Origin of the sequence: Marinicella marina (genome assembly GCF_030065545.1) — a bacterium.
Lineage (GTDB): Bacteria > Pseudomonadota > Gammaproteobacteria > Xanthomonadales > Marinicellaceae > Marinicella > Marinicella marina.
Map to the genome: position 1 here is coordinate 63,540 of NZ_JASJNC010000004.1, position 26,821 is coordinate 90,360.

Annotated in this window: 25 protein-coding genes; 7 read left to right on the top strand and 18 right to left on the bottom strand. The window is 42.4% G+C overall.

The features are described from left to right. From QNI24_RS07355 to QNI24_RS07370, 4 genes are read right to left on the bottom strand one after another with little or no spacing between them, the layout of a single operon-like run. Nucleotides 1–1,305, bottom strand: coding sequence for an aminopeptidase P N-terminal domain-containing protein (locus QNI24_RS07355; RefSeq protein ID WP_267175911.1), 1,305 nt, complete (start codon nt 1,303–1,305; stop codon nt 1–3). Between the two features lie 6 nt (nt 1,306–1,311). Beyond that, nucleotides 1,312–1,629: an MGMT family protein gene (locus tag QNI24_RS07360; RefSeq protein ID WP_267175912.1), complete on the bottom strand. Its 318-nt coding sequence runs from the start codon at nt 1,627–1,629 to the stop codon at nt 1,312–1,314. 40 nt (nt 1,630–1,669) lie between these two features. Next, nucleotides 1,670–2,659, bottom strand: coding sequence for a hypothetical protein (locus tag QNI24_RS07365; RefSeq protein ID WP_267175913.1), 990 nt, complete (start codon nt 2,657–2,659; stop codon nt 1,670–1,672). A gap of 28 nt (nt 2,660–2,687) precedes the next feature. Then, complete coding sequence (locus QNI24_RS07370) at nt 2,688–3,692, bottom strand: tryptophan--tRNA ligase (protein WP_267175914.1); 1,005 nt, start codon at nt 3,690–3,692, stop codon at nt 2,688–2,690. An 89-nt stretch (nt 3,693–3,781) separates the two neighbouring features. Here QNI24_RS07370 and QNI24_RS07375 point away from each other — a divergent pair, with 89 nt between their 5' ends. Beyond that, nucleotides 3,782–4,054 (top strand): hypothetical protein, encoded by a 273-nt coding sequence (locus tag QNI24_RS07375; RefSeq protein WP_267175915.1) that lies wholly within the window; start codon nt 3,782–3,784, stop codon nt 4,052–4,054. A gap of 50 nt (nt 4,055–4,104) precedes the next feature. Next, nucleotides 4,105–4,395, top strand: a complete 291-nt coding sequence (gene metJ, locus QNI24_RS07380; RefSeq protein ID WP_267175916.1) for a met regulon transcriptional regulator MetJ — start codon at nt 4,105–4,107, stop codon at nt 4,393–4,395. Here metJ and QNI24_RS07385 read toward each other — a convergent pair. The 7 genes from QNI24_RS07385 to serC form a co-directional block, all read right to left on the bottom strand. Beyond that, nucleotides 4,374–5,432, bottom strand: a complete 1,059-nt coding sequence (locus tag QNI24_RS07385; RefSeq protein ID WP_267175917.1) for an MBL fold metallo-hydrolase — start codon at nt 5,430–5,432, stop codon at nt 4,374–4,376. The two genes, metJ and QNI24_RS07385, sit on opposite strands and share 22 nt — an antisense overlap. Before the next feature lie 65 nt (nt 5,433–5,497). Then, the gene (locus QNI24_RS07390) at nt 5,498–6,283 is read right to left on the bottom strand and encodes a hypothetical protein (protein ID WP_267175918.1); all 786 of its coding nucleotides are present in this window, start codon (nt 6,281–6,283) and stop codon (nt 5,498–5,500) included. Nucleotides 6,284–6,417: 134 nt separating this feature from the next. Further along, a complete protein-coding gene (locus tag QNI24_RS07395) occupies nt 6,418–7,419 on the bottom strand; it encodes a DNA topoisomerase IB (RefSeq protein ID WP_267175919.1) in 1,002 nt (333 codons plus the stop codon). Next, on the bottom strand, nt 7,416–8,792 hold the full coding sequence (locus tag QNI24_RS07400) for an NAD-dependent succinate-semialdehyde dehydrogenase (RefSeq protein ID WP_267175920.1): 1,377 nt from the start codon (nt 8,790–8,792) through the stop codon (nt 7,416–7,418). The genes QNI24_RS07395 and QNI24_RS07400 overlap by 4 nt, the downstream gene beginning before the upstream one ends. Nucleotides 8,793–8,942: 150 nt before the next feature. Continuing rightward, nucleotides 8,943–11,873, bottom strand: coding sequence for a ligand-binding sensor domain-containing diguanylate cyclase (locus QNI24_RS07405; protein WP_267175921.1), 2,931 nt, complete (start codon nt 11,871–11,873; stop codon nt 8,943–8,945). Nucleotides 11,874–12,128: 255 nt separating this feature from the next. Beyond that, nucleotides 12,129–12,977, bottom strand: coding sequence for a CvfB family protein (locus QNI24_RS07410; RefSeq protein WP_267175922.1), 849 nt, complete (start codon nt 12,975–12,977; stop codon nt 12,129–12,131). Further along, on the bottom strand, nt 12,970–14,049 hold the full coding sequence (serC, locus tag QNI24_RS07415; protein ID WP_267175923.1) for a 3-phosphoserine/phosphohydroxythreonine transaminase: 1,080 nt from the start codon (nt 14,047–14,049) through the stop codon (nt 12,970–12,972). Before serC ends, QNI24_RS07410 begins: the two co-directional genes overlap by 8 nt. 74 nt (nt 14,050–14,123) lie before the next feature. On the opposite strand from serC, the gene msrP reads away from it, so the two are divergent. The 5 genes from msrP (at nt 14,124) to QNI24_RS07440 (ending at nt 20,364) form a co-directional block, all read left to right on the top strand. Continuing rightward, nucleotides 14,124–15,059 carry a protein-methionine-sulfoxide reductase catalytic subunit MsrP gene (gene msrP, locus QNI24_RS07420; protein ID WP_267175924.1) on the top strand — a complete coding sequence of 312 codons (936 nt, stop codon included), beginning with the start codon at nt 14,124–14,126 and terminating at the stop codon, nt 15,057–15,059. Next, a complete protein-coding gene (locus QNI24_RS07425) occupies nt 15,059–15,691 on the top strand; it encodes a protein-methionine-sulfoxide reductase heme-binding subunit MsrQ (protein ID WP_267175925.1) in 633 nt (210 codons plus the stop codon). The genes msrP and QNI24_RS07425 overlap by 1 nt, the downstream gene beginning before the upstream one ends. Then, nucleotides 15,633–16,886 carry a threonine/serine exporter family protein gene (locus QNI24_RS07430; protein WP_267175926.1) on the top strand — a complete coding sequence of 418 codons (1,254 nt, stop codon included), beginning with the start codon at nt 15,633–15,635 and terminating at the stop codon, nt 16,884–16,886. The genes QNI24_RS07425 and QNI24_RS07430 overlap by 59 nt, the downstream gene beginning before the upstream one ends. A gap of 163 nt (nt 16,887–17,049) precedes the next feature. Continuing rightward, on the top strand, nt 17,050–19,923 hold the full coding sequence (locus QNI24_RS07435; RefSeq protein ID WP_267175927.1) for a hypothetical protein: 2,874 nt from the start codon (nt 17,050–17,052) through the stop codon (nt 19,921–19,923). A 66-nt stretch (nt 19,924–19,989) separates the two neighbouring features. Continuing rightward, complete coding sequence (locus QNI24_RS07440; RefSeq protein ID WP_267175928.1) at nt 19,990–20,364, top strand: RNA-binding S4 domain-containing protein; 375 nt, start codon at nt 19,990–19,992, stop codon at nt 20,362–20,364. A gap of 54 nt (nt 20,365–20,418) precedes the next feature. Here QNI24_RS07440 and cysQ read toward each other — a convergent pair whose 3' ends face one another. From cysQ to rfbB, 7 genes are read right to left on the bottom strand one after another with little or no spacing between them, the layout of a single operon-like run. Further along, nucleotides 20,419–21,201: a 3'(2'),5'-bisphosphate nucleotidase CysQ gene (gene cysQ, locus QNI24_RS07445; protein WP_267175929.1), complete on the bottom strand. Its 783-nt coding sequence runs from the start codon at nt 21,199–21,201 to the stop codon at nt 20,419–20,421. After that, nucleotides 21,194–21,991 (bottom strand): inositol monophosphatase family protein, encoded by a 798-nt coding sequence (locus QNI24_RS07450; protein WP_267175930.1) that lies wholly within the window; start codon nt 21,989–21,991, stop codon nt 21,194–21,196. The genes cysQ and QNI24_RS07450 overlap by 8 nt, the downstream gene beginning before the upstream one ends. Beyond that, on the bottom strand, nt 21,969–23,414 hold the full coding sequence (locus QNI24_RS07455; RefSeq protein WP_267175931.1) for a mannose-1-phosphate guanylyltransferase/mannose-6-phosphate isomerase: 1,446 nt from the start codon (nt 23,412–23,414) through the stop codon (nt 21,969–21,971). The genes QNI24_RS07450 and QNI24_RS07455 overlap by 23 nt, the downstream gene beginning before the upstream one ends. Continuing rightward, nucleotides 23,411–24,301 (bottom strand): dTDP-4-dehydrorhamnose reductase, encoded by an 891-nt coding sequence (gene rfbD / locus QNI24_RS07460; protein WP_267175932.1) that lies wholly within the window; start codon nt 24,299–24,301, stop codon nt 23,411–23,413. The genes QNI24_RS07455 and rfbD overlap by 4 nt, the downstream gene beginning before the upstream one ends. After that, entirely contained in the window at nt 24,298–24,855 is a 558-nt protein-coding gene (gene rfbC / locus QNI24_RS07465; RefSeq protein WP_267175933.1) for a dTDP-4-dehydrorhamnose 3,5-epimerase, read from the bottom strand. The genes rfbD and rfbC overlap by 4 nt, the downstream gene beginning before the upstream one ends. A gap of 3 nt (nt 24,856–24,858) precedes the next feature. After that, nucleotides 24,859–25,737 (bottom strand): glucose-1-phosphate thymidylyltransferase RfbA, encoded by an 879-nt coding sequence (rfbA, locus tag QNI24_RS07470; RefSeq protein WP_267175934.1) that lies wholly within the window; start codon nt 25,735–25,737, stop codon nt 24,859–24,861. After that, nucleotides 25,734–26,807: a dTDP-glucose 4,6-dehydratase gene (gene rfbB / locus QNI24_RS07475; protein ID WP_267175935.1), complete on the bottom strand. Its 1,074-nt coding sequence runs from the start codon at nt 26,805–26,807 to the stop codon at nt 25,734–25,736. Before rfbB ends, rfbA begins: the two co-directional genes overlap by 4 nt. Nucleotides 26,808–26,821 lie beyond the last annotated feature (14 nt).

Below are 26,821 nucleotides of genomic sequence, written 5' to 3' on the forward strand. Positions count from 1 at the left end.
TTAACCCCTCATGGTATGTTCGATTTCTGCGACCGTCTTCGGTGCACTTTTACTTAATATAACTGGACCTTTTTTACTGACTTGAACGTCATCCTCTATCCTGACTCCCATCCCACGCCACTTTTTAGGTGCTTTGGAGTTTTCACTGATGTATAAGCCGGGTTCTACCGTTAACACCATATTTTCCTCCAATTCGACCCACAGGTCATCAACCCGGTAATCACCCACATCATGCACATCTAATCCTAACCAATGGCCAGTCATGTGCATATAGTATTGGGTATAAGTCTTCTCCTCTAAAACCTGATCTAAGCTGCCTTTCAATATCTTCAAATCTAATAAGCCTTGACTGATGGTTTTGGCGGCAGCATCGTGAAAATCAATCCAATGTTTACCCACTTTCACTTGATCTATGGCATCAGACTGGGCCTGTAACACCAACTCATAAAGGTCTTTTTGCCGTGCATTGAATGTGCCGTTGACCGGATATGTTCTGGTGACATCAGATGCATAAAAGTCATATTCCGCACCAGCATCAACCAACACCAACTCACCATCGTTCATGCGTTTGTTGTTGTTGATGTAATGCATGATGTTGTTATTTTCACCACTACCAATGATGGGTGGATAACTGCTATGACTGTTGTTATTCATCAGCTCATATTGGTATTCAGCCTGCAATTGATACTCAAACATAGCAGGCTGACAATTTTGCATCATCCTGATGTGGGCTTGTGCTGCTATCTCTGCAGATTTTTTCATGCACCTGATTTCGGCGTGGCTTTTGTAAAGGCGCATGTCATGAATGATGTGACTGATTGACATGAATTCTTCAGGTGCATTTGACTTAACCCCTGCCCTTGTATCAATGGCTTTTACCCATTGTGCCAGGTTGTGATCAAACTCATCGTTGTCACCAATTTTGAAGCAAACCTTTTCACAACCGGCCATCAGCAGCGGCAAGCGGCGATTGATTTCATTGATGTCATAGGCTTCATCGAAACCATAATCATCAACCATACCTTGAACCCCGGCCATGGGTCCATCCCATATAATTTTTTTCGGGTCTGCCTCTCGACAGAACATAATTTGTTGTTGGTTTGAACCATCTGACAACAAAACCATCACTGCCTCAGGCTCATTGAAACCACTTAAATAATAAAAATCACTGTCTTGTCGATAGTAGTGATGAACATCTCCGTTGCGTATTTTAACTGGCGCACTGCTGAGGATGGTAATGGTGTTTTTACCCGCAATTCTCATCAACTGTTTGCGACGTTTGATGTACTCAGTGGTTTTTATCATGGGTGATTATTTATTGTGGCCAGACCACCTGTATTGGTTTAAGTCTATTGTATCACCCAAGCCAAATAACACACCCTCTTCTTCCAACTTTTTCTTTTGTTTGGTGTAACCTGGCTGATCTTTTGGAATTGAAATTTTGCCCGCTGCACCAATCACTCGGTGCCAGGGCAGTTGGTATTTACTAGTGCAAGTATGTAAGACCCGAGAAACCTGTCTGGCAGCACGGTGATTACCAGCCATCGCTGCTATTTGACCATAAGTAGCAACTTGGCCGGCAGGTATGGCCGCAATGAGTTCAATGATTCTCAGGCTTAATTCTTGCAACTGGTTACTGCGCGCTGGTCGATACCAACGCGCGCTCGGTTTATTTTTGTTCTAATTGGTCCTTATCATCGTGACTTTTTCCACCAAACTTATTGCCGGCCCAGTTCATAGCTTTGTCTTTCAATGCCACAAACTTTTTCGAACCGCGTTCTAGTTTTGCTTCCCACTCAGGATTGGGCTCTTGACCTTCGGTAACTTTGAAAAAGACTTGCATCAATGCCGTCATGGCAATGGGGTCTATCAAAGCTGACTTGATGCCCCAAGCAGTGACCACAGCTAATATGATGATCCAAACATTACCGGTATAACCCACCAATGAGAACAATGCGGCCAATGGCCCGAACACGATCACTAAGACCAATAATGACAAGATCCAAGTGATGATGGTTAAAAACACTGCATTCTTTAAAAATGTCTTGTAATTTTGAGCATACAGCACCAATGCTTTGCGCGAATCTTCCCAAGGATTTTCCGAGTTGTTCCTGATGTAATAAGCCAAAATCACTTCATCCACATAGGTGAGTGACATGTTGACCACACCATTGATGAACTTCACCAGCGGCTGTGGGATGATGGGCAAGAATGACATGATACCAGCAAATATGCGGTTGAATGTTTTCAGTACACCTTTTATCAATTGGTCCACGCCAAACAGCACCGATGATTCTTTGAATCGGTCTTTGACCACTTCTTGGGCGTATTTAATTTGCCCTTTACCATCAGGCATAGGCTCACCATCAAGGTGTTTAACAATCACTGCAATGTGACCGGCTTTGACCAAATACAGTAAATACTCACGTACGTAATAAAGTACGCCACTGACCAAGGTAAAACCGCCAACCATGCCGTAAAAAAGACCCGTTTCTTTGCCTTCACCGACACTGCCTATCATATAGCCTAAGCCGCCACCGGTTCCGGTCCCAATGATGTAGGCCAAAGTAATTCCCATGTAAATTAAGAATCTGAATAAAACAAATTCTTTGGTCTTCCATAAGGTGGACATCACTTGTCCAAATTTAAAGTCTATCATTCAATACCTCCCCACAATTTATGGTTTGTTAACTGATTGGCCGAATGCCTACTGCTGCTTTAAGTTCTGCTAAAAACGGCGTCGCATACTCGCGGGCTTTGGCCGCACCCTTGTTTAATTCCTGTTCAATTATATCTGGGTTATTCATCAGCTCGTTGTATTTTTCACGAGCAACTTGTAATTCTGTGTTGATCATCTCAAAAAGATGTTGTTTGGCGGTGCCCCATGCGATGCCGTTCGCAAATTCAACCTTCATCTCATTAATCTGTTGTTCAGATGCGAACGCTTTGAAGATATCAAAGACAAAAGAATCATTTGGATCTTTCGGTTCACCTGGCTCTAATGAGTTGGTTTTGATCTTCATGATGTGTTTTCTGAGCTTCTTTTCAGGTAACCATAAAGGAATCGTGTTGTTGTATGATTTACTCATTTTTCGCCCATCTAAGCCTGGCAATACAGCGACTTTTTCATCGACCACTGTTTTCGGCATCACGAAATGCTCACCAAAGTGATGATTAAAGCGCGCACCAATATCACGAGCCATTTCTAGGTGTTGTGTTTGGTCTTTGCCCACTGGCACTTCAGTGGCATTGAACATCAATATATCGGCAGCCATCAACACCGGATAACTGTACAGCCCCATGGTGATGCCTTTATCAGGGTCATCACTGCCCTGCTCAGTGTTTTCAGCCACTTGCGCTTTGTAGGCATGTGATCGGTTCATCAATCCTTTAGCCGCCATGCAGGTCAGCAGCCAAGTTAACTCCGGAATTTCAGGAATATCTGATTGGCGATAGAAAACCGCTTTATCAGTATCCAGGCCCAATGCCATCCAAGTGGCCGCAATCTCTTTGGTAGATTGAGCCACCCTTTCGGGTTCCCAACATTTAATCAAGGCATGAAAATCAGCCAAAAAGAAATAACTTTTATAGGCTGGATCGGTACTGCGTTGAATCGCTGGCTTTATAGCGCCAACATAATTTCCAAGATGTGGCGAACCTGTGGTGGTTATTCCTGTTAAAACAGTGCTCATTGATTATCCAAAGATTAAAATGCACTATTGTATTCAAGGCTCAGAACTAAATACAATGGTCTGTAACAATTTAATTCAGGAGTGGTGATATGAAATACTTATTGATGATGATACTGGGGCTGTCATGCCTTAATGCAATGGCTGCAACTGAAGCTGAAAAAGCCGCAAAAAAATCACTCAAAGCAGTGACGATTTTTATAGATGTCAGTATCATGAGTCGAAAAAAAGCGGCAGCCAAACAAATGACCCAATCACACAATGAGTTTGCTGCGTTAGGTTATGAGTTGGTGGATGTTAATCCTTACACCGAAAATGGTGACTTAGAGGGTTTCTTTGTTTCATACAAAATACAACAACATTGAAATTACAGTGCTTCATGCTATGATAATGTTTTAACACTCTAGACGTTTATATGGCTTGGAATGGCAAATACATCAATCCCTATGTTGAGCATGGTAAAAAAAGTGATAAGGTAAAAAAAATCACGGTATCGATTCCGTTCGATGTACTGAAAGTATTGACTGATGAACGCACACGCAGACAAGTGAAAAACCTCAAACACGCCACCAACAGTGAATTACTTTGCGAAGCCTTTCTTCACGCTTATACCGGTCAACCGCTGCCCACTGATGAGGAATTATCAAAAACCAACACCTCTTATGAAACTTTGCTTAAAAGCAATCAATCCGAAACAACAGAATAAGATTCTCCCACCTTTAAAGTCATAAAGGGATGAACTGGTTGTTGATCAAGCAAAGCCTTTTCAAGTAAGTTTTTGGGTTCCCAGAAGGGTTCATGAGTCAGTTGAAAAGTACCCCAATGAATGCCCAAAGACAATTCAGATTTAACGTCTAAATGCGTCTGTAGCGCTTGTGCTGGATCAACGTGTTGTGGCAACATGAAATATTTAGGTGCGTATGCACCAATCGGAATCAAAGCCAAGTCATGAGGACCCAGTTCTTCCCCTATTCTTTGGAATGCTTTCTTAGCATAACCAGTGTCACCAGCAAACCAAGTTTTAAAACCATCAATATCAACGTGCCAGCTGGCCCACAATGATTTATTGGTATCAAACGGTGTGCGTTTCGACCAGTGTTGTGATGGTGTGGCTGTGATGCTGACATTTTCAGCGTATTGCCAACGTTGCCACCAGTCCAGTTCAACAATATTGGCCTCATTGATGTCTCTTTTCATCAGCCATTGTTTCAAGCCCATGGGAACAAGCCATGTGGTGGTGTTACCAATAGCCACCACAGTTTCATGGTCCAAATGATCATAGTGGTTGTGAGAAATGACCACAAAATCAATTTTAGGCAATTGTTCAACATTGAGTGCTGCTGGGATAATTCTTTTTGGGCCGAAATACTTCACTGGTGATGCATATTGGCTGAGGTGTGGGTCGGTCAAAAAATTGACGCCTTTATGCTGTACCAATACCGTAGCATGTCCTAGCCAGGTTAACTGTGGTTGTATTGGGGGTTGGGCAATCAAAGCAGTTTGAATCGGCACAGTCAGCTGTGCCCTAACATCTGCGGGGATTTCAGGCATACCACCTTCTTTGATGCGCATCTTAAGGTATGAGAAAAGTGGTGATGTTTTTTGTGCCTTACTGATGAAATTATCCTCACCATGATGAGCGGCAGCAACCTTTGGCTTGATGTAACTGACCGATCGCCAACAAGCGGTTAACATGGCAAATGCCACAATCAAAACGAGTAATGTAATGCTTTTCTTGAACATCAATTGATTCAACTATTATTTTCTAACAGGGTATCAATAAAGCGATGAATGATTCGTCAATTAAATCAGTTACTCTCAAGCAGAACCAAGTCTGATTGGCTATTAAAATAAAACCACCAACCACTGGTGAGGCCATCTGGTCCCAAGTCTCGGTCATCACCTTCAGAACAAGAGTTTCCTCCAGGAAGTAGATCAAACAATGTTTGACCGCCCACCAGTGGTACATCATTCGGAAATTCTATGGTTTGGGCCACCGCCTCAGAAATAAACCCCCTGTGCAGACCCTGATCTAAGGTGAGGCCGCCTGAGTAGCGTGCAGCTTGCTGATAATCTTCTAACTCAATGTTGATACCATTTAAGATCAAAGTGGTGCTGACTGGTGCAGTTGAATAACAAGGCGCTTGGGTAGATTCAACCGCAGGGCTGTAACCAGAGGTGGTACCATCAATAGTAGCTAAACATGAATCCACTTGATTGGCCTCAGTACTGATACCAGACACTGCAACAACACCCGTTGTACATGTCAGAGAGTCAATACACAAGCCGTTTATTAAGCTGGAACTGAGACTTTTGCTGTTAATATACTGTGGTTGATCGGTATTGAATTGGGTATTCAAACTGGTATCTAGAAAACCGTCTCCATCACCGTCTTGTTCAATTTGAGTCAATAAAATACCATTGAGTGTGTCAGTGATGTCATTACAACCAAAAAAATCAGTAAATAAGTGAGGGTCCATTAAGCTCAAAGCGTTTACTCTGGTTGCTATTAATGTCTCAAACTCATTGGTAAAAATATCTTCAGCATTTGTGTGGCTGCTGATTATCAACAACATAACAAACAGTTTTTTCATGGCAGTTCCAGCAAATTAAACAATCATGATTGTAGATTAAAATACTTTAAATGACCACCGCCTGCATTCTCTATAACAAGCCCATCCGATTGTTAACTAGACCTCAGAATAAACACCTATACGCACACCACATATCAGTCAGAAACAACATCTAAAACCAACTTCTCAGCTGCGCTGTAACCAAAATCCTCCCTATCTGAATGATAGGAGCTGATTTCTGGCAAAGCCTCTAAATCAATCATTCGCATAACTTCAGGGTGAATGTAATAATCTTTACATACATTTGGGGTGTTGCCAATTTCATCTGCCACAATCCGGATCAAGATATTAGTCATTTTCTTTTGCGGGTTGTGTTTTTTTTCTTCGACTGCAGCAGGATAATAATCGACCGCCAAACGAGTTGCCACCCAAGTTCTGAAATCTTTGCTGTAATAACCAGTGCCGGCAATGCCCTGTATGTATGAATTAACGTCATCACTATCGATGTTTTCCCAGGTTGAGTCATTGTTTTGATATCGAAAAATTTCATACCCAGGTTGTTCAGCGGCAGTTTTGATGAACTTGACTAAAGCCTCATCATTTATATGCACCGACCTGAGCTGGTTGCTTTTTCCGCTGTAACTGAACAGCAAAGAATCCTCTTTGAGCTCAAGATGCTTTCTTCTTAAAGTGGTCAAACCGTAGGTATTATTTTCTTCTGTGTACCTCTTGTTGCCAATCCTTATACCTGTATCATCTAAAATCAAAACCAATAAACCCAAAACTTTTTTTTTGCACCACTCTTCTCGCTGGCAATCGGCCATGGCTTTTTTCCTGAATGTTGGCAGCTTTTTACCAAAGCTGTGCATGCGACTGAATTTTTCTTGTTGTTGTTGTCGCTCCCATTCACTGTGGTAGATGTATTGCTTCCTGCCCTTGCTGTCTCTGCCTGTGGCCTGGATGTGCCCGTCATCCCACTCACAAATCAATACATCACGCCACATGGGTGGAATGACCAATTTCTCGATTCGTTCGAGTTGTTTGTTTGACAATTTTTTACCGTTGTTATCTACAAACTTAAAACCATCATCCAAGCGAACCCTCTTGATGTTAAAACTGGAATCATTTGCATGCTTTAGCTGCGAAGTACCACTCATTTTGTATGTTGTCTGGTTTTGATATAAACAGTCTTTTCATTAACGAAAGCTTTGATGCCTTGCTCAGCAAGTTCTCTACCATAACCAGAAATTCCCGTACCACCAAAAGGTAGCCGCGGATCTGATTTGACCATTTCATTAACAAAAACTGCACCATCCTTGATGTCTGCTATGTTTCGTTCAATAAAATCAATGTCCTGGGTACATACAGTCATGCCCAAACCAAAGGGCGTATCGGCAGCAATTGCCAACGCTTCTTCTCTCGATGCCACCGCCATCAAAGGCGCTAAAGGACCAAAGGTTTCCTCCTGCATGATGCGCATTGAGGCACTTACATTGGTAACAACTGTGGGCTCAAATTGAGCACCCTTGTGCTTACCACCCAATTCCACTTTCGCACCCGCAACTATGGCCTGTTGTAATTGTTCATTCAACTCCTCTGCCAAATCAACCCTAGCCATTGGGCCAATTTTCGTGTCCTCGTCCATGGGGTTACCTGAGTTAAGGTTTTTCACTTGAGTGAGGAAGTGCCCCTTAAACTCATCAAACACTGTAGCCTCAATAATGAACCTTTTTGCTGCAATACAACTTTGACCTGTGTTTTGGAATCGTGCTTTGGCAGCCAATGCCGCGGCTGATGGTATGTCCGCATCGTTCAACACAACAAATGCATTGCTGCCGCCCAGTTCCAACAAACTGCTCTTGATATGTTCACCGGCAGCTGCCGCAACAGCACTGCCCGCTTTCTCACTGCCAGTTAATGTGACTGCTTTAATATGTGGGTTTTTTATTACTTGGTTGACTTGTTCATGGCTGATAACCAACGACTGAAAAACACCTGCAGGAAAACCAGCTGCAGTGAACACATCTTCAATGTCTTGACTGCATTGCAAAACATTGCTGGCATGTTTCAGAACCCCTACATTACCGGCCATTAAAGTCGGTGCTGCGAACCTAAAAACTTGCCAAAAAGGGTAATTCCAAGGCATCACCGCCAGTACTGCACCAATGGGGTCAAAGCGAACGCAGGAACTTTCGGCATCAGTTTCAATCTTCTTTGGCGCTAAAAACCCCGCCCCACGTTTCGCATAGAACTCACAAACCCAGGCACACTTTTCAATTTCACTGACTGATTCACTGATGGGCTTACCCATTTCTTGGGTGATGTGTTCAGCGAATTTACGCTTATTTTTTAACAGCACTTTTGCGGCAGCATTGAGTAACTGCGCTCGCCTATCAAGTGATGTTTCACGCCAATTGAGAAAGGCTTGATGACTGTCATCGATGCGTGCTTCAAGTGTCTCGTTTGATATATAGTAAAAAGTATTTAATACTTCTTGGTTATATGGGTTGGTGGTTTTAACATCTGCCATGATAACTGTGTCTCGATTAAAATATAATAAGTTATCATTTTGGTTATCAACACCAAGTGAAAGCCTGAATTAACACCGCCAAAAAAGCAGTTACATAATTGCTGCATGACCATGCAATGATTCATGTAAATCTCTGAACAAGGTCACGAGTTACCTCGCATAGACCGTCATATTGCGGCCTTTGGTTTTACCTTCATAAAGGGCTTTATCGGCACAATTAATGGCGTCAATTAAGTCCATTTCACTATTGAATTGGCACATGCCAAATGTCAATGATATCTGCAACTGATTATTCTCATATAAATAACTACCAGAGGCCATCTTCTGCCTCAATGCTTCAATCATTGAGGTAGCAGCTTGAGCATCACTTTCGTTAAGGAGTAAAATAAATTCCTCACCGCCCCAACGTGCAATCATGTCACCTGCGGCCATGTTATTTTGCAAATCCCTGGCCACCGACTTAAGCAATTCATCACCTGCGCTGTGGCCATATTTATCATTGATTGACTTAAAATAATCAATATCAGCCAATACAAGATGCCCAATAAATTTTGCTTGCTCTGATTTGGCATTCACTTCACTGATAAAAGCCAATCGATTGGGTAAGTTGGTTAAAAAGTCAGTATTAGCCGCTTTCTCAAGCTTTACGTTCAGACCTTGTAATTCCTCAGTTCTTTTTGAAACTTCTCTCTCAAGAATTAAATTTTGTTTTCTGATGGCACGAGTTCGGCGGAAGTGAATGGCATAGGCCAGCACAATCAAACCGATAAAAAACAACACTTTTATCCATGTTTGATTCCACCATGCTGGTTTCACTGATAATTGGTAACTGATGTTTTTTTCATTCCAACTGTCATTGTTGTTCCCTGCTCTTATGTCCAACTGATATTGGCCCGGTTTCAAAGCCTTCAGCTCTACATACCGATCTTTTGAGATATCAATCCATTCATCATTAACGCCCTTCAAACGGTAGGCGTATTTGATTTGTTCTGGCGCCAAGTAATCAGAGACAGCAAATTTAAACTGGATGGATTGATCGTTGTGATTTAATTCAAATTCGGTCTGATCAATGGTCAATGCGGGAGTCATGATGTCTTTGTTATTGACTTTGAGTTCAGTGACATTGAGCTCAGGTTGGTACACCAGACTTTGGAGGTTGTTATTTGGATTGAATTCATAATAACCATGCGTACTACCTAAATAAATCACATCATTGGCATCAATAAAACCTGAATGGGTAACAGTCCCCCCTTTTCTGATTGACTGTTTGAATACATATGAAGAGAACGAATTCTCCTGAGCGTTTAATTTTGATAGACCGTACCTATGCCCTAACCATATATTCTGTTTTGAGTCCTCCAAGATGATGTTGATGTTGTCGTCTAGAAGCCCGTCAGACTGAGCATACCGGACAAAATTATCACTTTCAGGACGGAACAAATTAAGTCCTCTTGCCGTTGCGACCCAAATTCGCCCTTGCGTATCTTCATGAACATCTTTGATTCGATTTGATGAGAGGCTATTAAGGTCTGAAAAATCATGCGCAAAAAGTCGCCATTGATCGTTTGGCAAATCAAACTGAATCAAACCGACCAAACTACTGGCTATCCAAATACGACCTTGACTGTCCTCCAGTAAGTTGATCAGATTCAAGTCAGTCAATGCTTGACCTTGAATGGATTGATATAAAATTGCGTTCTGTTGCGCAGGGCGCCAGCGCAAAACCCCTACATTATAAAGTGCCAGCCAAATCTCACCACTGTTGGTTTCATAGACTGAAAACACATCAGTTGGATCCATCCCCGCTAATTGGAATGGCTCGGCTACAATTTCAGCCACATTGGCTTGTTGATCCAAATAATACAAACCGTCACTGCCACCCACCCAAAAGCCACCATCAGAGGCTTTTATGATGTCTCTTATGATGCCTGGAATAGATTCAGATGAAGTTGTGCCTATGCGCTGGTAATCTCTAACTGATGTGCGCTTTAAAACCGTATCAGAAGTGGCTAAGAGTAATTCTTGATTGTTAGTCTCTGCGAAAGTCCAAATTTTTTCTGCTTTTTCATTGGCATCATCCAAAGGCATCAAATTCTTATGATAACTGAATAATCCACCCGTTGAATCAACTTTATAAACACCACTGTTGCGGGAAGCCAACCACATGATTTTTGTATCATCAATAAAAATATCCCTGATATCTGCAAATTGATAAGCCCGCCACTGTTGGCCCGATGCGTCAGTCACGAAACTGTTGTTATCAGTATCAAATAAATAGACACCTGCCATACTGGCTATCAATAATTGGCTTTCATTCAAACGCTCGATGTCATTGACTTTGATGAACTGATCATTGCTGCCATGAAAGCCAAATGATTCATTACTGGGATTAAAGCTATACAGACCACTGGATGAACCAATCCAAACCAAGCCACTTTGGGTATAAATGGTTCTGAATTGTGTGGAGGTGATATCAAAGATTAATTCAGTTGGAAGCTTGTGATGACTGAATTGCTTAGATGAGGTATCAAAATGAAATAAGCCATTTGAGGTACCAAGCCATAAATTATTGTCACCGGCCGAGTGAATGTCCCAAATTCGGTTATGAAGCAATTCACCTGATTTTTTACCGTGCACATCAAAATGTTCAAACACACCCTCGAAAAAACTATATAAACCGGTACCCGTTCCTATCCACAAAACTCCGTCTTTATCCTCATAAAATGTTTGAACATTTTCTGAAATCATGTTTTCCGCTTCTTGACTTGAATACGGGAACCTGATGATTTTATTGTCATCAATATCTATGGCATTCAAACCACCACCAAAAGTGCCCACCCAGAGGATGTTTTGACTGTCCAAGTAAAGATTGCCGGCATTGTTATTGGACAGGGTATTTGGGTCAGCACCATCGTGGGTTAAATTGAGGAATTCATAGCCATCATAGCGAGACACGCCGCTGGTTGTTCCAAACCAGATAAACCCTGACTGGTCCTGAACGACAGAATAGACGGTTGATTGCGGCAAGCCATCTTCAACTTGAAGTTGGATGGTGTTCCACTCTTCTGGTACAGAGGCCAATGCGATTTGAACGCTCAGTAATATAAGTGCCCAACTGCCTATTAAAAATATGAAACACGCATTATTTTGGCCTCTTCCTGAGTTGGGAGGATGTTTGATTTTTTGGTTTTCTATCACAACAATTCAAATGAGTCATTCACAGACTCAATAGCAACACACGTGAACATCATAGCATGAAGCCATTGGCCACATGGTCAACAAATGTCAACAATGTGATACATTTGGCATTATCAGCGAGTCCACTATAGATTGTTGTTATTCAGCCAATTTGATGTGGTCTTTGTGAATTTCAATTTTTCGTTGTTTGTACAAGGCACCGATGGCTTTTTTATAACTGCCTTTACTGACATGCCATTTCAGTTTTATTTCCTCGGGACTGCTTTTGTCAGTCAAAAAGCTCACACCAGAACCTGCCTCTAATTCAGCCAGAATTTGACTGGCCAAATCACCCAATTGGGCTTTGTTGGGAATGTGCAATGTCAGGTTAATTTTACCATCAGCATTGATGGATTTAATGTAGGCTTGAAGCTGTTGTCCAATTTTGATGTTTTTATAAACATCACTGTGATGAAGCAGCGCCAAGTGGGTGTTATTAATAACCGCTTTATAACCCAGTTCACTGTGACCACAAAACAGCGCATCAACTGCATCACCGGGTTTGAAAGCCCCATCTCCAGCGGTGACATTGTATTCTTGTAAATGTTTATCCAGTCTTGCTGATGCAACAATCCGTTTTGAAGCTTTATCAATATAGGCACATACCACTTTGTGCATGCCAGCCCTTAAAGGTTTGGGTTGTTCTGAATAAGGCAACAACAAATCTTTAGGCAAACCCCAGTCCAGAAAAGCGCCAACCTCATTAACTTCTATGACCTTTAAATAAGCACATTGCCCCACCGTGATCTTTGGTTTTTCAGTCGTCGCTGTCAACAAACCATCAGAATCCAAGTATAAAAAAACTTCGATTTGACTGCCTACTTGCAGGGAATCAGGCATGTGTTTTCTTGGTAATAAAATATCACCGCTGTTGTCACCATCCAAAGTGGCACCCATGGTTAAAATGTTTTTCACTGTGAGGTGGTTGTGTTGTCCTAGTTTAACCATGGGTGCGTTCAAACTCCTGCATAAAGGTAATTAAAGTCTCGATGCCGCTGAGCGGAATCGCGTTGTAAATACTGGCGCGCATACCGCCTACAGCCATATGTCCTTTCAAAGCTTTTAAGCCTGCTGCTGAGCTTTGTTCAAGAAAAACCTGGTTGAGGTTCTCGTCGGCCAGCCAAAAAGGGACATTGACCTCAGAGCGACAATTTTTTGCCACTTTATTCATATACAAACCACTTTGATCAACATAATCATAAAGTGTACTTGATTTGGTCTGATTGGCCGCTTGAATTGCGCCCACACCCCCTTGTGCTTTAACCCAGCGCAGAACCAGTAACATCACATACCAAGGAAATGTGGGTGGTGTGTTATAGAAAGATCGGGTATCGGCATAAGTCTTATAATCAGTCATGGTAGGTATGAGATTTTTAGATTGGCCAATCATATTGCGCTTCATCAGCACAAAAGTAATGCCTGCAATGCCCATATTTTTCTGGGCACTGGCATAAATCATCGAATAATCATCAACATCAAACTCTCTGGTTAACAAGTCTGAAGTCATGTCACAACACAATGGGATGCCATTTGTTTCAGGTAGTTTGTGCCATTGCACACCTTCCAAAGTTTCGTTGCTGGTAAAATGGAAATAATCTGCATTGGGGTTTAATGTTGCTGCATCATAGTCTGGAATATCAGCGTAAACCTCATCACTGATTGGTGCTGTACTGACAGTTTGAGTAAATCGAGAAGCTTCTTTGATGGCTTGCTTACCCCAATGACCATTGATCGCATAGACAGCACTGCCTTGCGGTGATGATACATTGATAGGCAGCATTGAGTACTGCAGACGCGCACCACCAGGGATCAGCATCACTGCATAATCATCTGAAATGTTCAATAACTCCCTGGCCAAAGCTTCATTTTCATCGGCCATGTCTTTGAATTCTTGGCTGCGGTGGGACATTTCCATCACAGAACAACCGGTGCCATTCCAATCATATAAATCAGCTTCGATTTGTTGTTTGACTTCAATGGGCAGTGCTGCTGGACCAGCAGAAAAATTATATACCGTCATTTATTTGAAAGATTATTCACATTTGAGTGTCTAGAATTGTAGTATATTTAAAAAAAATACCAAGTTAATTAACCATGAAATTCAAAAACACCCACAAAGACCATCAAGTAACCGATGAAAGCATTTATAAAAGTCGCCGTAAATTAATCAAAGCTGGGTTGATTGGGGGGGCCAGTGTGCTCTCTGGAAGCTCAATGGCTTTGACCTTACCAAAACATAAAACCAACCCCTCATTTGTGATTGATGAATTGACTGAGGAAAGAGATGCCACCACCTACAACAATTTCTATGAGTTTGGCTTATCAAAATCGGCTCCAGCTGAAAATGCAGGGTCGATGAAAACAGAGCCGTGGACCGTTGAGATAGGCGGCTTATGTGAAAAACAAGGCCCAGTTGATTTAGAAAAGCTGATCAGTAACTTTCAGATAGAAGAACGGGTTTATCGCATGCGCTGTGTGGAAGCTTGGTCTATGGTCATTCCTTGGATGGGTTTCAAACTGGCGGATTTGGTTAAATACTGTCAGCCTACCAGTGATGCCAAATATGTCTATTTTGAGACGTTATATGATCCGCAACAAATGCCTGGCCAAAAAGGCCGCTCTATTCCATGGCCCTATCGCGAAGGTCTGCGCATGGATGAAGCGATGAATGAGCTGACTTTGATGACTGTAGGTATGTACGGTAAAAAATTACCCAACCAAAATGGCGCGCCATTGCGACTGATTGTGCCTTGGAAATATGGTTTTAAAGGCATCAAATCAATTGTAAAAATCAAGTTTTTGGATAAACAGCCAGTTAATTCTTGGCAGGCCATAGCACCGCAAGAATACGGCTTTTATGCCAATGTCAATCCCAATGTAGATCATCCGCGCTGGTCACAAGCCACTGAAAGGCGAATCACCGGCGGATTTTCGTTGTTTAACAGCCGCATCAAAACCCAAATGTTTAACGGCTATGAAGACTATGTGGCGGATATGTATCAAGGCATGGACCTGACTAAATACTATTGATGTTTAAATATGTAAAAACAATCAAAGTAGTGGTTTTTTTGTTTTGCTTGTTGCCTTTGGGCATCATGGTTTATGACGGCTTTCAGAGGAATCTCACCGCCGACCCGATTGATGAGTTGTTACACCGAACTGGTATTTGGTCATTGCGCTTGTTGTTGCTAACTCTGGCCATGACACCGTTAAAAATCCTCACCGGACAGGTTGGTTTCATCAGATTTCGTCGCATGCTTGGGCTGTTCACCTTCTTTTATGCTACCTTGCATTTAATCATCTACACCTGGCTTGACTTGGGTTTGGCTTGGGGACACTTGTGGGAAGATATAGTTAAACGCCCCTACATAACAGTTGGTATGCTGGCTTGGTTGTTGATGCTGCCCATGGCTGTCACCTCCAACCGTTACATGATCAGGAAAATGGGCAAGAAATGGAAACGACTGCACCAGACTATATATCTGGTGATTGGCTTGGCATGCTTACATTTTATATGGTTGGTTAAATCTGATATAACAGAACCCTTGATATATCTGTTAATCGGGTTAATATTGCTGCTTATCAGAATTATTCATCACTATTATGGCCAGCATACTGTCAATCAGAGAAAGTTCAAAAAGGGATCGAACCACACGGCGTAAACAAGCCAATATCTTGTTGCACATATGCCGAGCCATCTCAGAAGCTGGTGCACCCGCCCATCGACTTGAGTCATACATGCAAGTCATCTCAGATAAATTCAATTTAGAGGCCAGTTTTTTTGCCATGCCCACAGCAGTCTTGGCCAGCATTGGGGAAGATGAATACTCACAACGTTCATACATGATTAAAACCAATCCCAATGACATCAACCTGACGACACTGCACACCATCAATGCAGTAATAAATGAATTAGAGAATAATGAAATCAGTTTAGACGATGCACTGAAATCAATCAAAGCCATCACCAGCCAACCAGCCAGCTACCCAAATTGGTTGTTTGCATTGTGTTTTGGCTTGGTTGGCGGTGGTTTTACTACTTTGTTTGCAGGCAGTTGGTTTGATGTGGCAGCAGCATCTTTGTTGGGCTTAATCACCGGCATCATCACTATTTATAGTGCTCCTTATAAATACTTATCACAGTTATTGGCACCTTTAGCGGCCATGATAGTGGGCTTTACCGCCATCACCATCAGTCATTTCACCGAAAACATTGATCATTTTTTGGTTTCTTTGGCTGGCTTAATCATACTGGTTCCTGGTTTAGGCATCACGGTGGCTATGCGTGAATTATCCACTGGTCACTTGGTCTCCGGCAGCAGCCGCATGGCGGGCGCGGTTACCAACCTATTCCTTTTATCTTTTGGTCTGGCCTTGGGTTATTTGATCGCACAAAGCATTTATGGAGAAACAACAGTTCATAAGGTTGATGCCATTCCTGCCTGGTTCAACTATTGTGCCTTGGCAGTCACCGCCTTGTGCTTTGGGGTGTTATTCAAAGCGCGCTTGGCTGATACTTTTTGGATCTTTCTCTCTATCGGCATTGCTTTCGCGGGTTCCAGTTTGATTGGTGTATGGATGGAACAGCCCTTCAAGTCCCTGGCTGCAGTCTTATTGGTCTCAATGGCGGGCAATATATACTCAAGAATCAGCTCAAACCCAGCATCAGTGATGCACATACCCGGCATCATTTTATTGGTTCCAGGCAGTATTGGCTTCAATTCCCTCTCTGCCATGTATACCAACGACACCATGACTGGTGTCCAAGCGGCATTTAATGCAGTATTAATTGCAGTCGCCATTTCGGTTGGCTTGTTGGTTGGAAATCTGATCGTTCCTCCGAAAAAGGATTTGTAACAAACCCCTGATTTAATTTGTTATTAAAGTGTCATAAATTAATTACAAAATTTTAACATTTGCACTTTATATAAAAAAAATCTAAATTAAAGTAGAGTTCTTTCTTGATATTCATATTCCATCAATTTATCATCTCATTACTATTATAAAAAAGAGGTATTCAATGAAATTTATTATCATGTTCGTTGTGATGTTCACAGCGAGTTTATCTGCCGTTGCAGATGTCAAACAAGAATTAGGTGCGGATCAGCGCGTTGATTACACCAAGCTCGTCGAACAATATGGCGGACCTTGGGATGACCGTAACTACCAACTCACAGCTGATGACTTATCAGTTATTCCTGAAAACGACCAAGTTTTGAGAAATGTTCCATTGTTTTTCAAAGTTTTAGTAAGAAAGAATGCACCACATTTAGGTGACTTTTATAACAGAGAGACTTACCAATCATTTTTGAGTATGTATGGTGGATTAATTGTAGACGGACACTGGTACAAAGAGGGCTTGGGCTTATTCAGGCATCCTAATGACTTGAATGGCAAATCAGATCCAGAATTCAGAGGTGGCATCGTTGATCCAGACTTCGAAATCTTGGTTGACCAAGGTGCAGAAACCACACTTGAATTTAATCCTGATAACAACATGCAAGTCGTTGCTGGTGCTAACGCCAACGGTGGACAAAGTATGTATTATTCTACTGATGGTGGTGAAAATTGGACTCTATCGCAAGTAAACCCTGATGATTCGTGTTGTGATCCGACTGTTGATTGGTCTACCACAGACGTAGTTCCACAACGGGTTTATCAAGCCGAATTAGAAGGTTGTGGATTTGGCGGATGTAATATTCGTGCCACATTTTCAGAAGACGGAGGACAGACTTGGGCGCCAATGGTTGTTATTGATGGTGATGCTGCCAATGACAAAGAGTTCATCCACGTCGATAGGTCACCATCTTCTCCATACAAGGACAATGTTTACATAACATACCACAAAGGAAATGTTATGCAATTTGCAAAATCTGAAGACTTTGGAGCCACGTGGACAACTCCAGTTGCGGTAGGTACTGATACCGGAATTGGTTCTGACATCACTACTGACTCTGCCGGTAACGTTTACTATTTTTATCCTGGTTTAAATGGTTCTGGAATTAACTTGCTTAAATCTACCGATGGAGGTGACTCATTCGAACCTGTGGTTCAAGTTACTCCGATTCGAGGCAGATTTGATTTCCCAATTCCTGCCATGGAAACAAGGGAGGTGTTCATTTATACATCGGTTGATGTTGACTCAAATGATAACATCTATGTTGCAATCACCGATGAAACTGCCGATAGTACTGGCGGTGGAACAGGCGCTGCTGCAGCAAACCGTGGAGAAATCAGGGTGTTTAAATCAACTGATGCGGGAGCTACATGGTCTGAATTACCTAAGCCACATCCTGAAGACGGTGAGCTATCCGGTGGTTCTGATAATGCCATTGATAGATTTCACCCATGGTTGATGGTTGCTGAAAATGATGCTATTCATATTGGTTTTTATGACACCAGGAACTCAACCAATCGTACAGGTGTTGACTTTTATTACAATGTGTCTCTTGATGGTGGTGCTTCATGGTTACCACAAGGAGCACAACGATACTCTACTCAGACTTCATCAAACATTGGTGATAATTTTGAATGGGGTGATTACAACGGACTGTCAGTTGTTTTAGATAAAATCGCATTCAGTTGGACTGATAACCGTGCTAGCTCAGTTGATTTCGTGGTTGGACTTTCAAACAACCAATTCGGCGAACCAACATTTACATTGGCGGCAAGTCCAACCTCAATTGAAGTTTGTTCTGGTGATGTCGACAACACTGTAACGGTAACAGCCAACGATATTCAAGGCTATCCTGGAACCATCACTTTAAGCGAGAGCGCTACCCCTGGTTACGTTCTTAATGGTGCTTTCTCGACTAATGCAACTACAGCTCCGTTCAGTTCAGATTACACGTTTGATGTTGATGGCAGTGGAACAGTGGGTACTGAAACCATAACAATCTTAGCCTCTGGCGATGATATGGGTACAATTACTGAAAGAACTGTCGATATTGACGTTACTTATTCTCCAGGCACTGCAGGTGCATCTACACTGATGATGCCTTCAGATGGTTCTACAGGTGTTAATCCAACACCTACATTTACTTGGTCGGCTGATGCAAATGCCACCAATTATCTGATCGAGGTTGCTACTGACGATTTGTTCAACAACATTGTAGTTTCAGAGACTGTTGCAACTAACTCATACACTGCTGACAGTGATTTAGCGACCAGTACAGATCATTATTGGAGAGTAACTTCACAGAGCCCATGTGGTGATTCTGTGAGTTCTGTATTCATCTTTACCACACAGGTAGCACCAGGCGATTGTCCAATTGGTACTTCACAGGTCGATGTCTACTCATATATATTTGACGATATTGTAGAACCTGCAGCTGATTTGATTTTCGCTGATGGTTTTGATGGCCCAATTGCTACACCTTGGGAAATCCAAACTGCCAGTGGTGAAACTAACTGGTCACTACAACCTGTTGGCGAAGGTGGAAGCTTAGCGTATCAAGCTGATGACCTACCAGTAGTAAATGACACATCTTTGGTTTCTCCAGTCATGTCATTACCAGTAGGAGTTGGCCCATTGACATTGAGGTTCTGGAATACACAGACTATTGAAGATAATGCTGGTACTCAATGTTACGATTCTGCAATGTTAGAAATATCAGTTGATGGTGGTCCTTTTGTTCAAGTTACAAATGCAGACATCATCAATGATGCATATGACGGTCCAATTACCGGTGGATTCGATCACCCAATTTCAGATAATAGAAATGCTTGGTGTGGAGACCCACGCCCAGAGACTGTTTTCAATGTCAATGCAGATGACAATGCTGGCAGTGATGTCCAGTACCGCTTCAGAATGACTTCAGATTCGTCTGTTGGTCGCCCTGAAGGCTGGGCCATTGATAATGTTAGAATCACTGGCTGTGAATTGCCAGACTGATTAATTTCATTTAAAAAGTAACACAGGGCGTCTTTAAGGCGCCCTTTTTTATGGCATAATATTTGTATGGTTAGAATCGATAAATGGCTGTGGGCTGCGCGTTTTTTCAAGACTCGCTCACTGGCAAAAAAACAGGTAGAACAAGGCAAAATCAAAATCGCAGCACAAAAGATTAAGCCCTCAAGAAACGTTCAAATTGGTGATTTCATCAGCATCAAAAAAAATGACGTGTTGTGGGAAGTAGAAGTTTTGGGCTTGGCTGAAAAACGAGGCTCTGCCACCATAGCGCAACAACTCTATCAAGAAACAGATGAGAGCATCAAAAACCGTGAAGCTAAAACACTGCTGAAGAAAATGGAGTACCACAGCACGCCGAAGCCCGATGGCAGACCCACCAAAAAACAACGCCGAGACATCAAGTCACTGAAAAACAAATTGTAGCCCACAAAAAAGGGCTGATAACCAGCCCTCAATAGCATATCTATTTTTGAATAATCAGATGTTAACCCAATCCCTGCTTTTATCGCCAAAAACCATAAAATGCGGATTCAACAGTGAATCTTTGGTGTTATACATTAAGGGCTCTCCCTCTAATGTAACCACCTGTCCACCCGCTTGTTCTACGATGCATTGTGCGGCGGCAGTGTCCCATTCTGAGGTTAGACCCAAACGCGGGTATAAATCTGCTTTTCCTTCAGCCACCAAGCAAAACTTCAATGAACTACCCATGCTAACCAGCTCATGTTGACCCAAACGCTCAAGGTAGGCTTTTACCTCATCACTCATGTGCGAACGACTGCCAACAATGGTCGGTTTGAAACGACTATTTTTCATCACACATATAGAAGATTTTTTTCCACCCTCACGCTTAAATACGCCTTCGCCAACAGCAGCCGAGTAACTCACTTCAGTGACTGGCACATAAACCACCGATAAAATGGCTTTTCCAGCTTTAATCAGAGCAATATTAACTGTGAATTCGCCATTGCGTTTAATGAATTCCTTGGTTCCATCTAATGGATCGACCAACCAGTATTGATTCCACTGTTGCCTTTCCTCAAATGGGATATCAGCAGATTCCTCAGATAAAACTGGGATTTCTGGAGTTAATTTTTTCAAGCCTGCAACAATCACCTCGTGGGCGGCCAAATCAGCTTTAGTCAATGGTGAGTCATCAGCTTTGTGATCAACCCCAAAGTCATCTGACTCATAAACTTCCATAATGGCAGCGCCTGCGGCTGCTGCCAGAGACTCTATATCTTTTAACAATTCATTCATTTAATAATTCCAATCCCAATGCATGGGTTTTTGTCGTTCCTGCCAATATACTTGTGGTATCCAAGTTGATTGGCTTCCCTGATAAATCACTTATTACGCCACCAGATTCTTTGACAATCAAAGACAAAGCAGCAATGTCTAATATGTTGACATCTGATTCGACAATTAAGTCAATTTTTCCGGCAGCCAACAAATGATAATGATAGAAATCCCCGTAACCTCTTATTTTACTGAATTTTGCTAGCAATTGACCTAATCTTTGCCAATTATTGTTAATTAATGTTTGGATGTTGCCAGTTGAGACACAGGAACTGTGCGCTAAAAATTCGTCACTGACGTTGATTTTATTACCATTCAAGAAAGCGCCACCACCAAATGTGGCCCATGCCATTTCACCAAATACAGGTGCATTGGAAACCCCCATAACAATTTCATCTCGATACATCAAGGCGATTTGTGTTGAAAAGAAAGGGTATTCACGAACAAAACTTTTGGTACCATCAATGGGATCTATCAACCACAAATAATCACTGTCTTCATTATCTGAGCGGCCAAATTCTTCTCCAAATATGCCATGCCCTGGAAATGCTTCTGAAATGGCTTCCCTGATGACTTTTTCACAGGCTTTATCAGCAACAGTTACAGGCGTCAAATCACCCTTTACCTCGGTACTGAGCTCACCACCTTGGTAGTATTTTTTGATCACTGTTTCGGCTTTTTTTGCCGCTTTTTGGGCCACATCAAGTGCAGCAGTCAAAAATTCAGGGTCAAGAGTTGGCTTGTTTGTCATCTATTCTTCCGTAAATGTCTTCAAACCGTTCAATGTCGTCTTCACCAAAATAACTGCCGCATTGAACTTCTATCAGAGCAATGTCGGTATCAGTTGGATTTTCTAAGCGATGCAATGTCTCAACCGGGATGTACACAGATTTATTTTCCTCAAGCATGAACTCTTCATCACCAATTCTGACTTTGGCTGTACCACTGACTACTGTCCAGTGTTCGCTGCGCTTATGGTGTAATTGCAGAGACAATACCTGGCCAGGTTTAACCACCAACCTTTTGACTTTACAATCATCTTCATCCTCTAGGATGGTATAGCTGCCCCAAGGGCGATGGACTGTTTTATGAAAAACAGCTGCTTCATGGTCTTTGGCTTTTAAAAACTGCACCACATCTTTAACGCCTTGTGATTTGTCTTTGTGCGCGATCAATACGGCATCGGTGGTATCTACAACCATCAAATCATTAACACCTACTGCAGCAACCAATCGGTCTCCAGCACGAATGTAACAATTTTCAGAGTCTACAGTGATGGCTTTGCCTTCAATCCGATTGCCGGCCTCATCCGATTCCAACAAACCTGCCATGGCATTCCAAGATCCAATGTCATTCCAATCAAAGCGAGAATCGACCACTGCCCGCTTCTCAGCTCTTTCCATAACTGCATAATCTATCGAAATATCAGGTAGTTGCATAAAATGATCTAAAGCAAATTCTATTTGATTACCGTTGGTATTGGTGGACTCGAAACAAACTTTAGATTGTTTCACCACATCACTGGCTGTGGCTTCCATGGCATCAAGTAAGGTTCCGACTCGAAAGGCAAACATGCCTGAATTCCAACTGTAATCACCTGAAGCAACATATGATTTGGCTGTTTCCAGATCAGGCTTTTCTACAAATTGATCAATCACTGCGGCTTGTTCATTGAGCTTTTCGCCTGCCTTAATATAGCCATAGCCAGTTTCAGGTGCGGTTGGATAAATACCAAAGGTGGTTAAATACCCATCAGCAGCCAGTGCTGAGGCTTGTTGAACAGTGTGCTTGAAAACCTCAATGTCCTTGATCAAATGATCCGATGGCATAATGACCATGATGGCATCATCGCCGTGTGTTTGTTGCACCTTCATGGCGGCCAAAGCGATTGCTGGTGCTGTATTGCGCCCCGCTGGTTCCAGTAAAAACGTTTGTTTTTCTATGTCACACTGAGGGTTTTTGCGGTATATGTCTTTGCATAAAAAGAAATAGTCTCTTGAAGTGACTGTTACCACCTCTCCTTCAGTGGCTAAGTCCAAAGCACGGTTGAAGGTCAATTCAGCCAAGGTTTTACCATCAGCCAACTGCATGAATGGCTTTGGGTAGGCTTTTCGTGACACAGGCCATAATCGAGTCCCTGCCCCACCTGACAATATAACGGGTATAATTTTCATGGTTTCATCCTTTGCATACATAGTTGTAAAGCGGTTTGCCAATGCGGTAGTTTAACATTAAAAACACCCTCAAATTGACGACAATTAAGGACTGAATACTTCGGTCGTTGTGCTGCTGTTGGAAAGTCCTTGGTAGAAATAGGTACCAACTCAGGCTGCTGTTCAATCAAGCCAATCTTTTCAGCTTGAGAGAATATTTTTTTGGCAAAACCAAACCAAGTGGTGGCACCATTAGATGTTAAATGATACAAACCTGTTTCCGGAATATTCAGTGCCAGCATGGTTGCCAATGCTATGGTCGTGGCCCAGGTCGGTGCCCCTTGTTGGTCATTAACAATTTTCAATTGTTGGTTGTTTTCAGCCAAACGCAACATGGTTTTCAAAAAGTTCTGGCGGCGATTTGAAAACACCCATGCGGTGCGAAAAATCATATATTCACAACCACTGGCAAGGATGGCTTGCTCACCATCAAGCTTAGTTTGGCCGTACACTGAGGTTGGATTAGGTCGGTCTTTTTCTTTCCAAGGCACCTTGTGGTCGCCTGAGAACACATAATCGGTTGAATAATGAACCAATAAACACTTATTACGCCTCGCAGCATCAGCCATTACAGCCACTGCTTCATGATTGATGCTCTTGGCTGCCTCTGTTTCGGCTTCTGCTTGGTCTACTTGGGTATATGCTGCAGCATTACAAATCACATCGGGTTTGATGTTATCGATTTTTTTACTGATGTCTTGGGCATCACTTAAGTCAAGTTTAATGGTGGTCATGCCACCCACATCACGTCCATCAGAGGTGGTGGGAATCACTTCACGATTGAACTGCAACGCATGCCACAATTCATACCCCACTTGACCTTCAGCACCAATAAGCAGCACTTTCATGGCTTAAACCTAGGAAGTTCATCGACACATATATCGTTTAATTTCAATGCTTTAGCATCTTTTTCTGATAATTTAGGTGACCTTATTGGCCAATCAATTGATATGTCTTCATCGCTCCATAAAATTGAATGATCAGCCGCGGCATCATAATAATTGGTACACAGATAGGCGAATGTTACTGATTCTGAGAGCACACAAAACCCATGCGCAAATCCTTCAGGTACGTAAAACTGTTTGTGGTTTTCTTCACTCAGGATAATTGACTCATACTGGCCAAATGTGGGTGAACCCAACCTGATATCAACAGCCACATCATATACCTCGCCTTGTGTCACATAAACCAGCTTGCCTTGAGGATTAGGATTTTGAAAGTGCAAGCCTCGTAACACGCCCTGTTGTGATTTTGAAACGTTGCTTTGCACAAAGTCTTCAGTGATGCCAGCATCGCGGTACCTTTGTTGTGACCAAGACTCCATGAAATAGCCGCGCTGATCGCCAAAAACTTGTGGTTCTATGATTAAGACACCAGGTAGTTTGCTGTTCGTAACCTTCATTGATTAACCTTTTTCTTTGATCAGTGAAATCAAGTATTGGCCATAACCGTTTTTAGCAATGGGTTGGGCCAACTGCATCACTTCATCGGCAGTGATCCAACCTTGGTTGAATGCAATTTCCTCAGGACATGCCACTTTGATTCCCTGTCGTTTTTCTATGGTTGAGATGAAATTTGTGGCCTCGGCCAATGAGTCGTGTGTGCCTGTATCCAACCAAGCATAACCCCTGCCCATCAATTCAACATTCAGGGCTTGCTGTTGTAGATAGACTTTATTCAGGTCTGTGATTTCTAACTCTCCACGTGGCGAAGGCTGTAAAGCTTTTGCGATGTCTGTGGCTTGACTGTCATAAAAATACAATCCGGTAACGGCATAGTTAGATTTCGGTTTCAATGGTTTTTCTTCTAAATCCACCACCTTGCCTTGAGCATCAAAAGCAGCCACACCATAGCGTTCAGGGTCGTGAACCCGATATCCAAAGACAGTGGCACCAGATGTTCTGGCACTGGCATTGGCCATCAGCTGTCGCATGCCATTGCCGTGATAGATGTTATCACCCAAAATCAAACATGACTCATCACCGCCAACAAAATCAGCACCAATTAGATAGGCTTGCGCCAATCCACCCGGATCAGGTTGAACCGCGTATTGTAAGTTCATACCCCATTGTGAACCATCGCCTAATAGCTGTTGGAACAAAGGCTGCTCATGCGGCGTATTGATGATCAGTACATCCCTTATCCCTGCCTCCATCAACGTACTCAGAGGGTAATAAATCATGGGTTTATCATAAACAGGCAGTAACTGTTTACTGACAGAATGTGTTAATGGGTATAGTCTGGTACCTGAACCACCAGCTAATATAATGCCTTTTCTGCTCATGCTTGATTGACTCCTTGAATACTCTGACCGAGTCTCTGGCCTTGATAACTACCATCTTTAACCCTTTCAACCCAGTCTCGGTTATCTAGATACCACTGAATGGTGCGTCGAATACCTGATTCAAATGTTTCTTTGGGCTGCCAGTTCAATTCATTGAGTAATTTGCTGGCATCAATCGCATAACGGCGGTCATGCCCTGGTCGGTCATCGACATAGGTGATTTGTGCTCTTGTGCTTTGTTCTGTTGGCTGTATATCATCTATCAGGTCACAAATGGTATGCACGATTTCAATGTTTTGTTTTTCTTCGTTACCACCGACGTTATACACTTCACCCAAACGGCCCTTTTCAATAACTGTTTCAATCGCACGACAATGATCTTCAACAAACAACCAATCCCTGACATTTTTACCATCACCGTATATCGGCAAGTCTTCACCTGACAAGGCTTTTTCTATCATCAAAGGAATCAGTTTTTCTGGAAATTGAAAGGGACCATAGTTGTTTGAACAATTGGTGGTCAATACCGGTAAATTATAGGTGTGGTGGTATGCCCTGACCAAATGATCAGAAGCCGCTTTAGAAGCTGAATAAGGTGAATTCGGGGCGTAAGGTGTAGTTTCAGTAAAAGATCCAGTTTCTCCCAATGAACCATAAACTTCATCAGTGGAAACATGCAAGAACCTGAATTCTTGTTTTTTATCGCCCTGTAAAGTTTGATAATAATTCAAAGCATGTTGCAATAAGTTAAAAGTACCCATGACATTGGTTTCAATGAATACTTCCGGTCCTTCTATGGACCTATCTACATGCGATTCGGCAGCAAAATGCACAATGACATCTGGCTGTTCTCTGGCAATCAACTCAGACAGTAATGCGCTGTCATTGATATCACCATGAATGAATTTGTGATTGGGATTTCCAGCCAGTTGTTGCAAAGTATCTAGGTTGCCAGCATAGCTGAGTTTGTCCAAGTTGATGACTTGTCTGTTATTTTTTAAGACTTGGCGCAAAACAAAATTGCCGCCTATAAAACCAGCCCCACCGGTAACCAACCACTTTTCAGTCATATATTTATGTTTTG

Bases quoted from the DNA above. Each gene is read 5' to 3' on its own strand.
- QNI24_RS07355 (WP_267175911.1), bottom strand. From the start codon at position 1,305: ATGATAAAAACCACTGAGTACATCAAACGTCGCAAACAGTTGATGAGA.
- QNI24_RS07365 (WP_267175913.1), bottom strand. From the start codon at position 2,659: ATGATAGACTTTAAATTTGGACAAGTGATGTCCACCTTATGGAAGACC.
- QNI24_RS07370 (WP_267175914.1), bottom strand. From the start codon at position 3,692: ATGAGCACTGTTTTAACAGGAATAACCACCACAGGTTCGCCACATCTT.
- QNI24_RS07375 (WP_267175915.1), top strand. From the start codon at position 3,782: ATGAAATACTTATTGATGATGATACTGGGGCTGTCATGCCTTAATGCA.
- metJ (WP_267175916.1), top strand. From the start codon at position 4,105: ATGGCTTGGAATGGCAAATACATCAATCCCTATGTTGAGCATGGTAAA.
- QNI24_RS07385 (WP_267175917.1), bottom strand. From the start codon at position 5,432: ATGTTCAAGAAAAGCATTACATTACTCGTTTTGATTGTGGCATTTGCC.
- QNI24_RS07390 (WP_267175918.1), bottom strand. From the start codon at position 6,283: ATGAAAAAACTGTTTGTTATGTTGTTGATAATCAGCAGCCACACAAAT.
- QNI24_RS07395 (WP_267175919.1), bottom strand. From the start codon at position 7,419: ATGAGTGGTACTTCGCAGCTAAAGCATGCAAATGATTCCAGTTTTAAC.
- QNI24_RS07400 (WP_267175920.1), bottom strand. From the start codon at position 8,792: ATGGCAGATGTTAAAACCACCAACCCATATAACCAAGAAGTATTAAAT.
- QNI24_RS07410 (WP_267175922.1), bottom strand. From the start codon at position 12,977: ATGGTTAAACTAGGACAACACAACCACCTCACAGTGAAAAACATTTTA.
- serC (WP_267175923.1), bottom strand. From the start codon at position 14,049: ATGACGGTATATAATTTTTCTGCTGGTCCAGCAGCACTGCCCATTGAA.
- msrP (WP_267175924.1), top strand. From the start codon at position 14,124: ATGAAATTCAAAAACACCCACAAAGACCATCAAGTAACCGATGAAAGC.
- QNI24_RS07425 (WP_267175925.1), top strand. From the start codon at position 15,059: ATGTTTAAATATGTAAAAACAATCAAAGTAGTGGTTTTTTTGTTTTGC.
- QNI24_RS07430 (WP_267175926.1), top strand. From the start codon at position 15,633: ATGGCCAGCATACTGTCAATCAGAGAAAGTTCAAAAAGGGATCGAACC.
- QNI24_RS07435 (WP_267175927.1), top strand. From the start codon at position 17,050: ATGAAATTTATTATCATGTTCGTTGTGATGTTCACAGCGAGTTTATCT.
- QNI24_RS07440 (WP_267175928.1), top strand. From the start codon at position 19,990: ATGGTTAGAATCGATAAATGGCTGTGGGCTGCGCGTTTTTTCAAGACT.
- cysQ (WP_267175929.1), bottom strand. From the start codon at position 21,201: ATGAATGAATTGTTAAAAGATATAGAGTCTCTGGCAGCAGCCGCAGGC.
- QNI24_RS07450 (WP_267175930.1), bottom strand. From the start codon at position 21,991: ATGACAAACAAGCCAACTCTTGACCCTGAATTTTTGACTGCTGCACTT.
- QNI24_RS07455 (WP_267175931.1), bottom strand. From the start codon at position 23,414: ATGAAAATTATACCCGTTATATTGTCAGGTGGGGCAGGGACTCGATTA.
- rfbD (WP_267175932.1), bottom strand. From the start codon at position 24,301: ATGAAAGTGCTGCTTATTGGTGCTGAAGGTCAAGTGGGGTATGAATTG.
- rfbC (WP_267175933.1), bottom strand. From the start codon at position 24,855: ATGAAGGTTACGAACAGCAAACTACCTGGTGTCTTAATCATAGAACCA.
- rfbA (WP_267175934.1), bottom strand. From the start codon at position 25,737: ATGAGCAGAAAAGGCATTATATTAGCTGGTGGTTCAGGTACCAGACTA.
- rfbB (WP_267175935.1), bottom strand. From the start codon at position 26,807: ATGACTGAAAAGTGGTTGGTTACCGGTGGGGCTGGTTTTATAGGCGGC.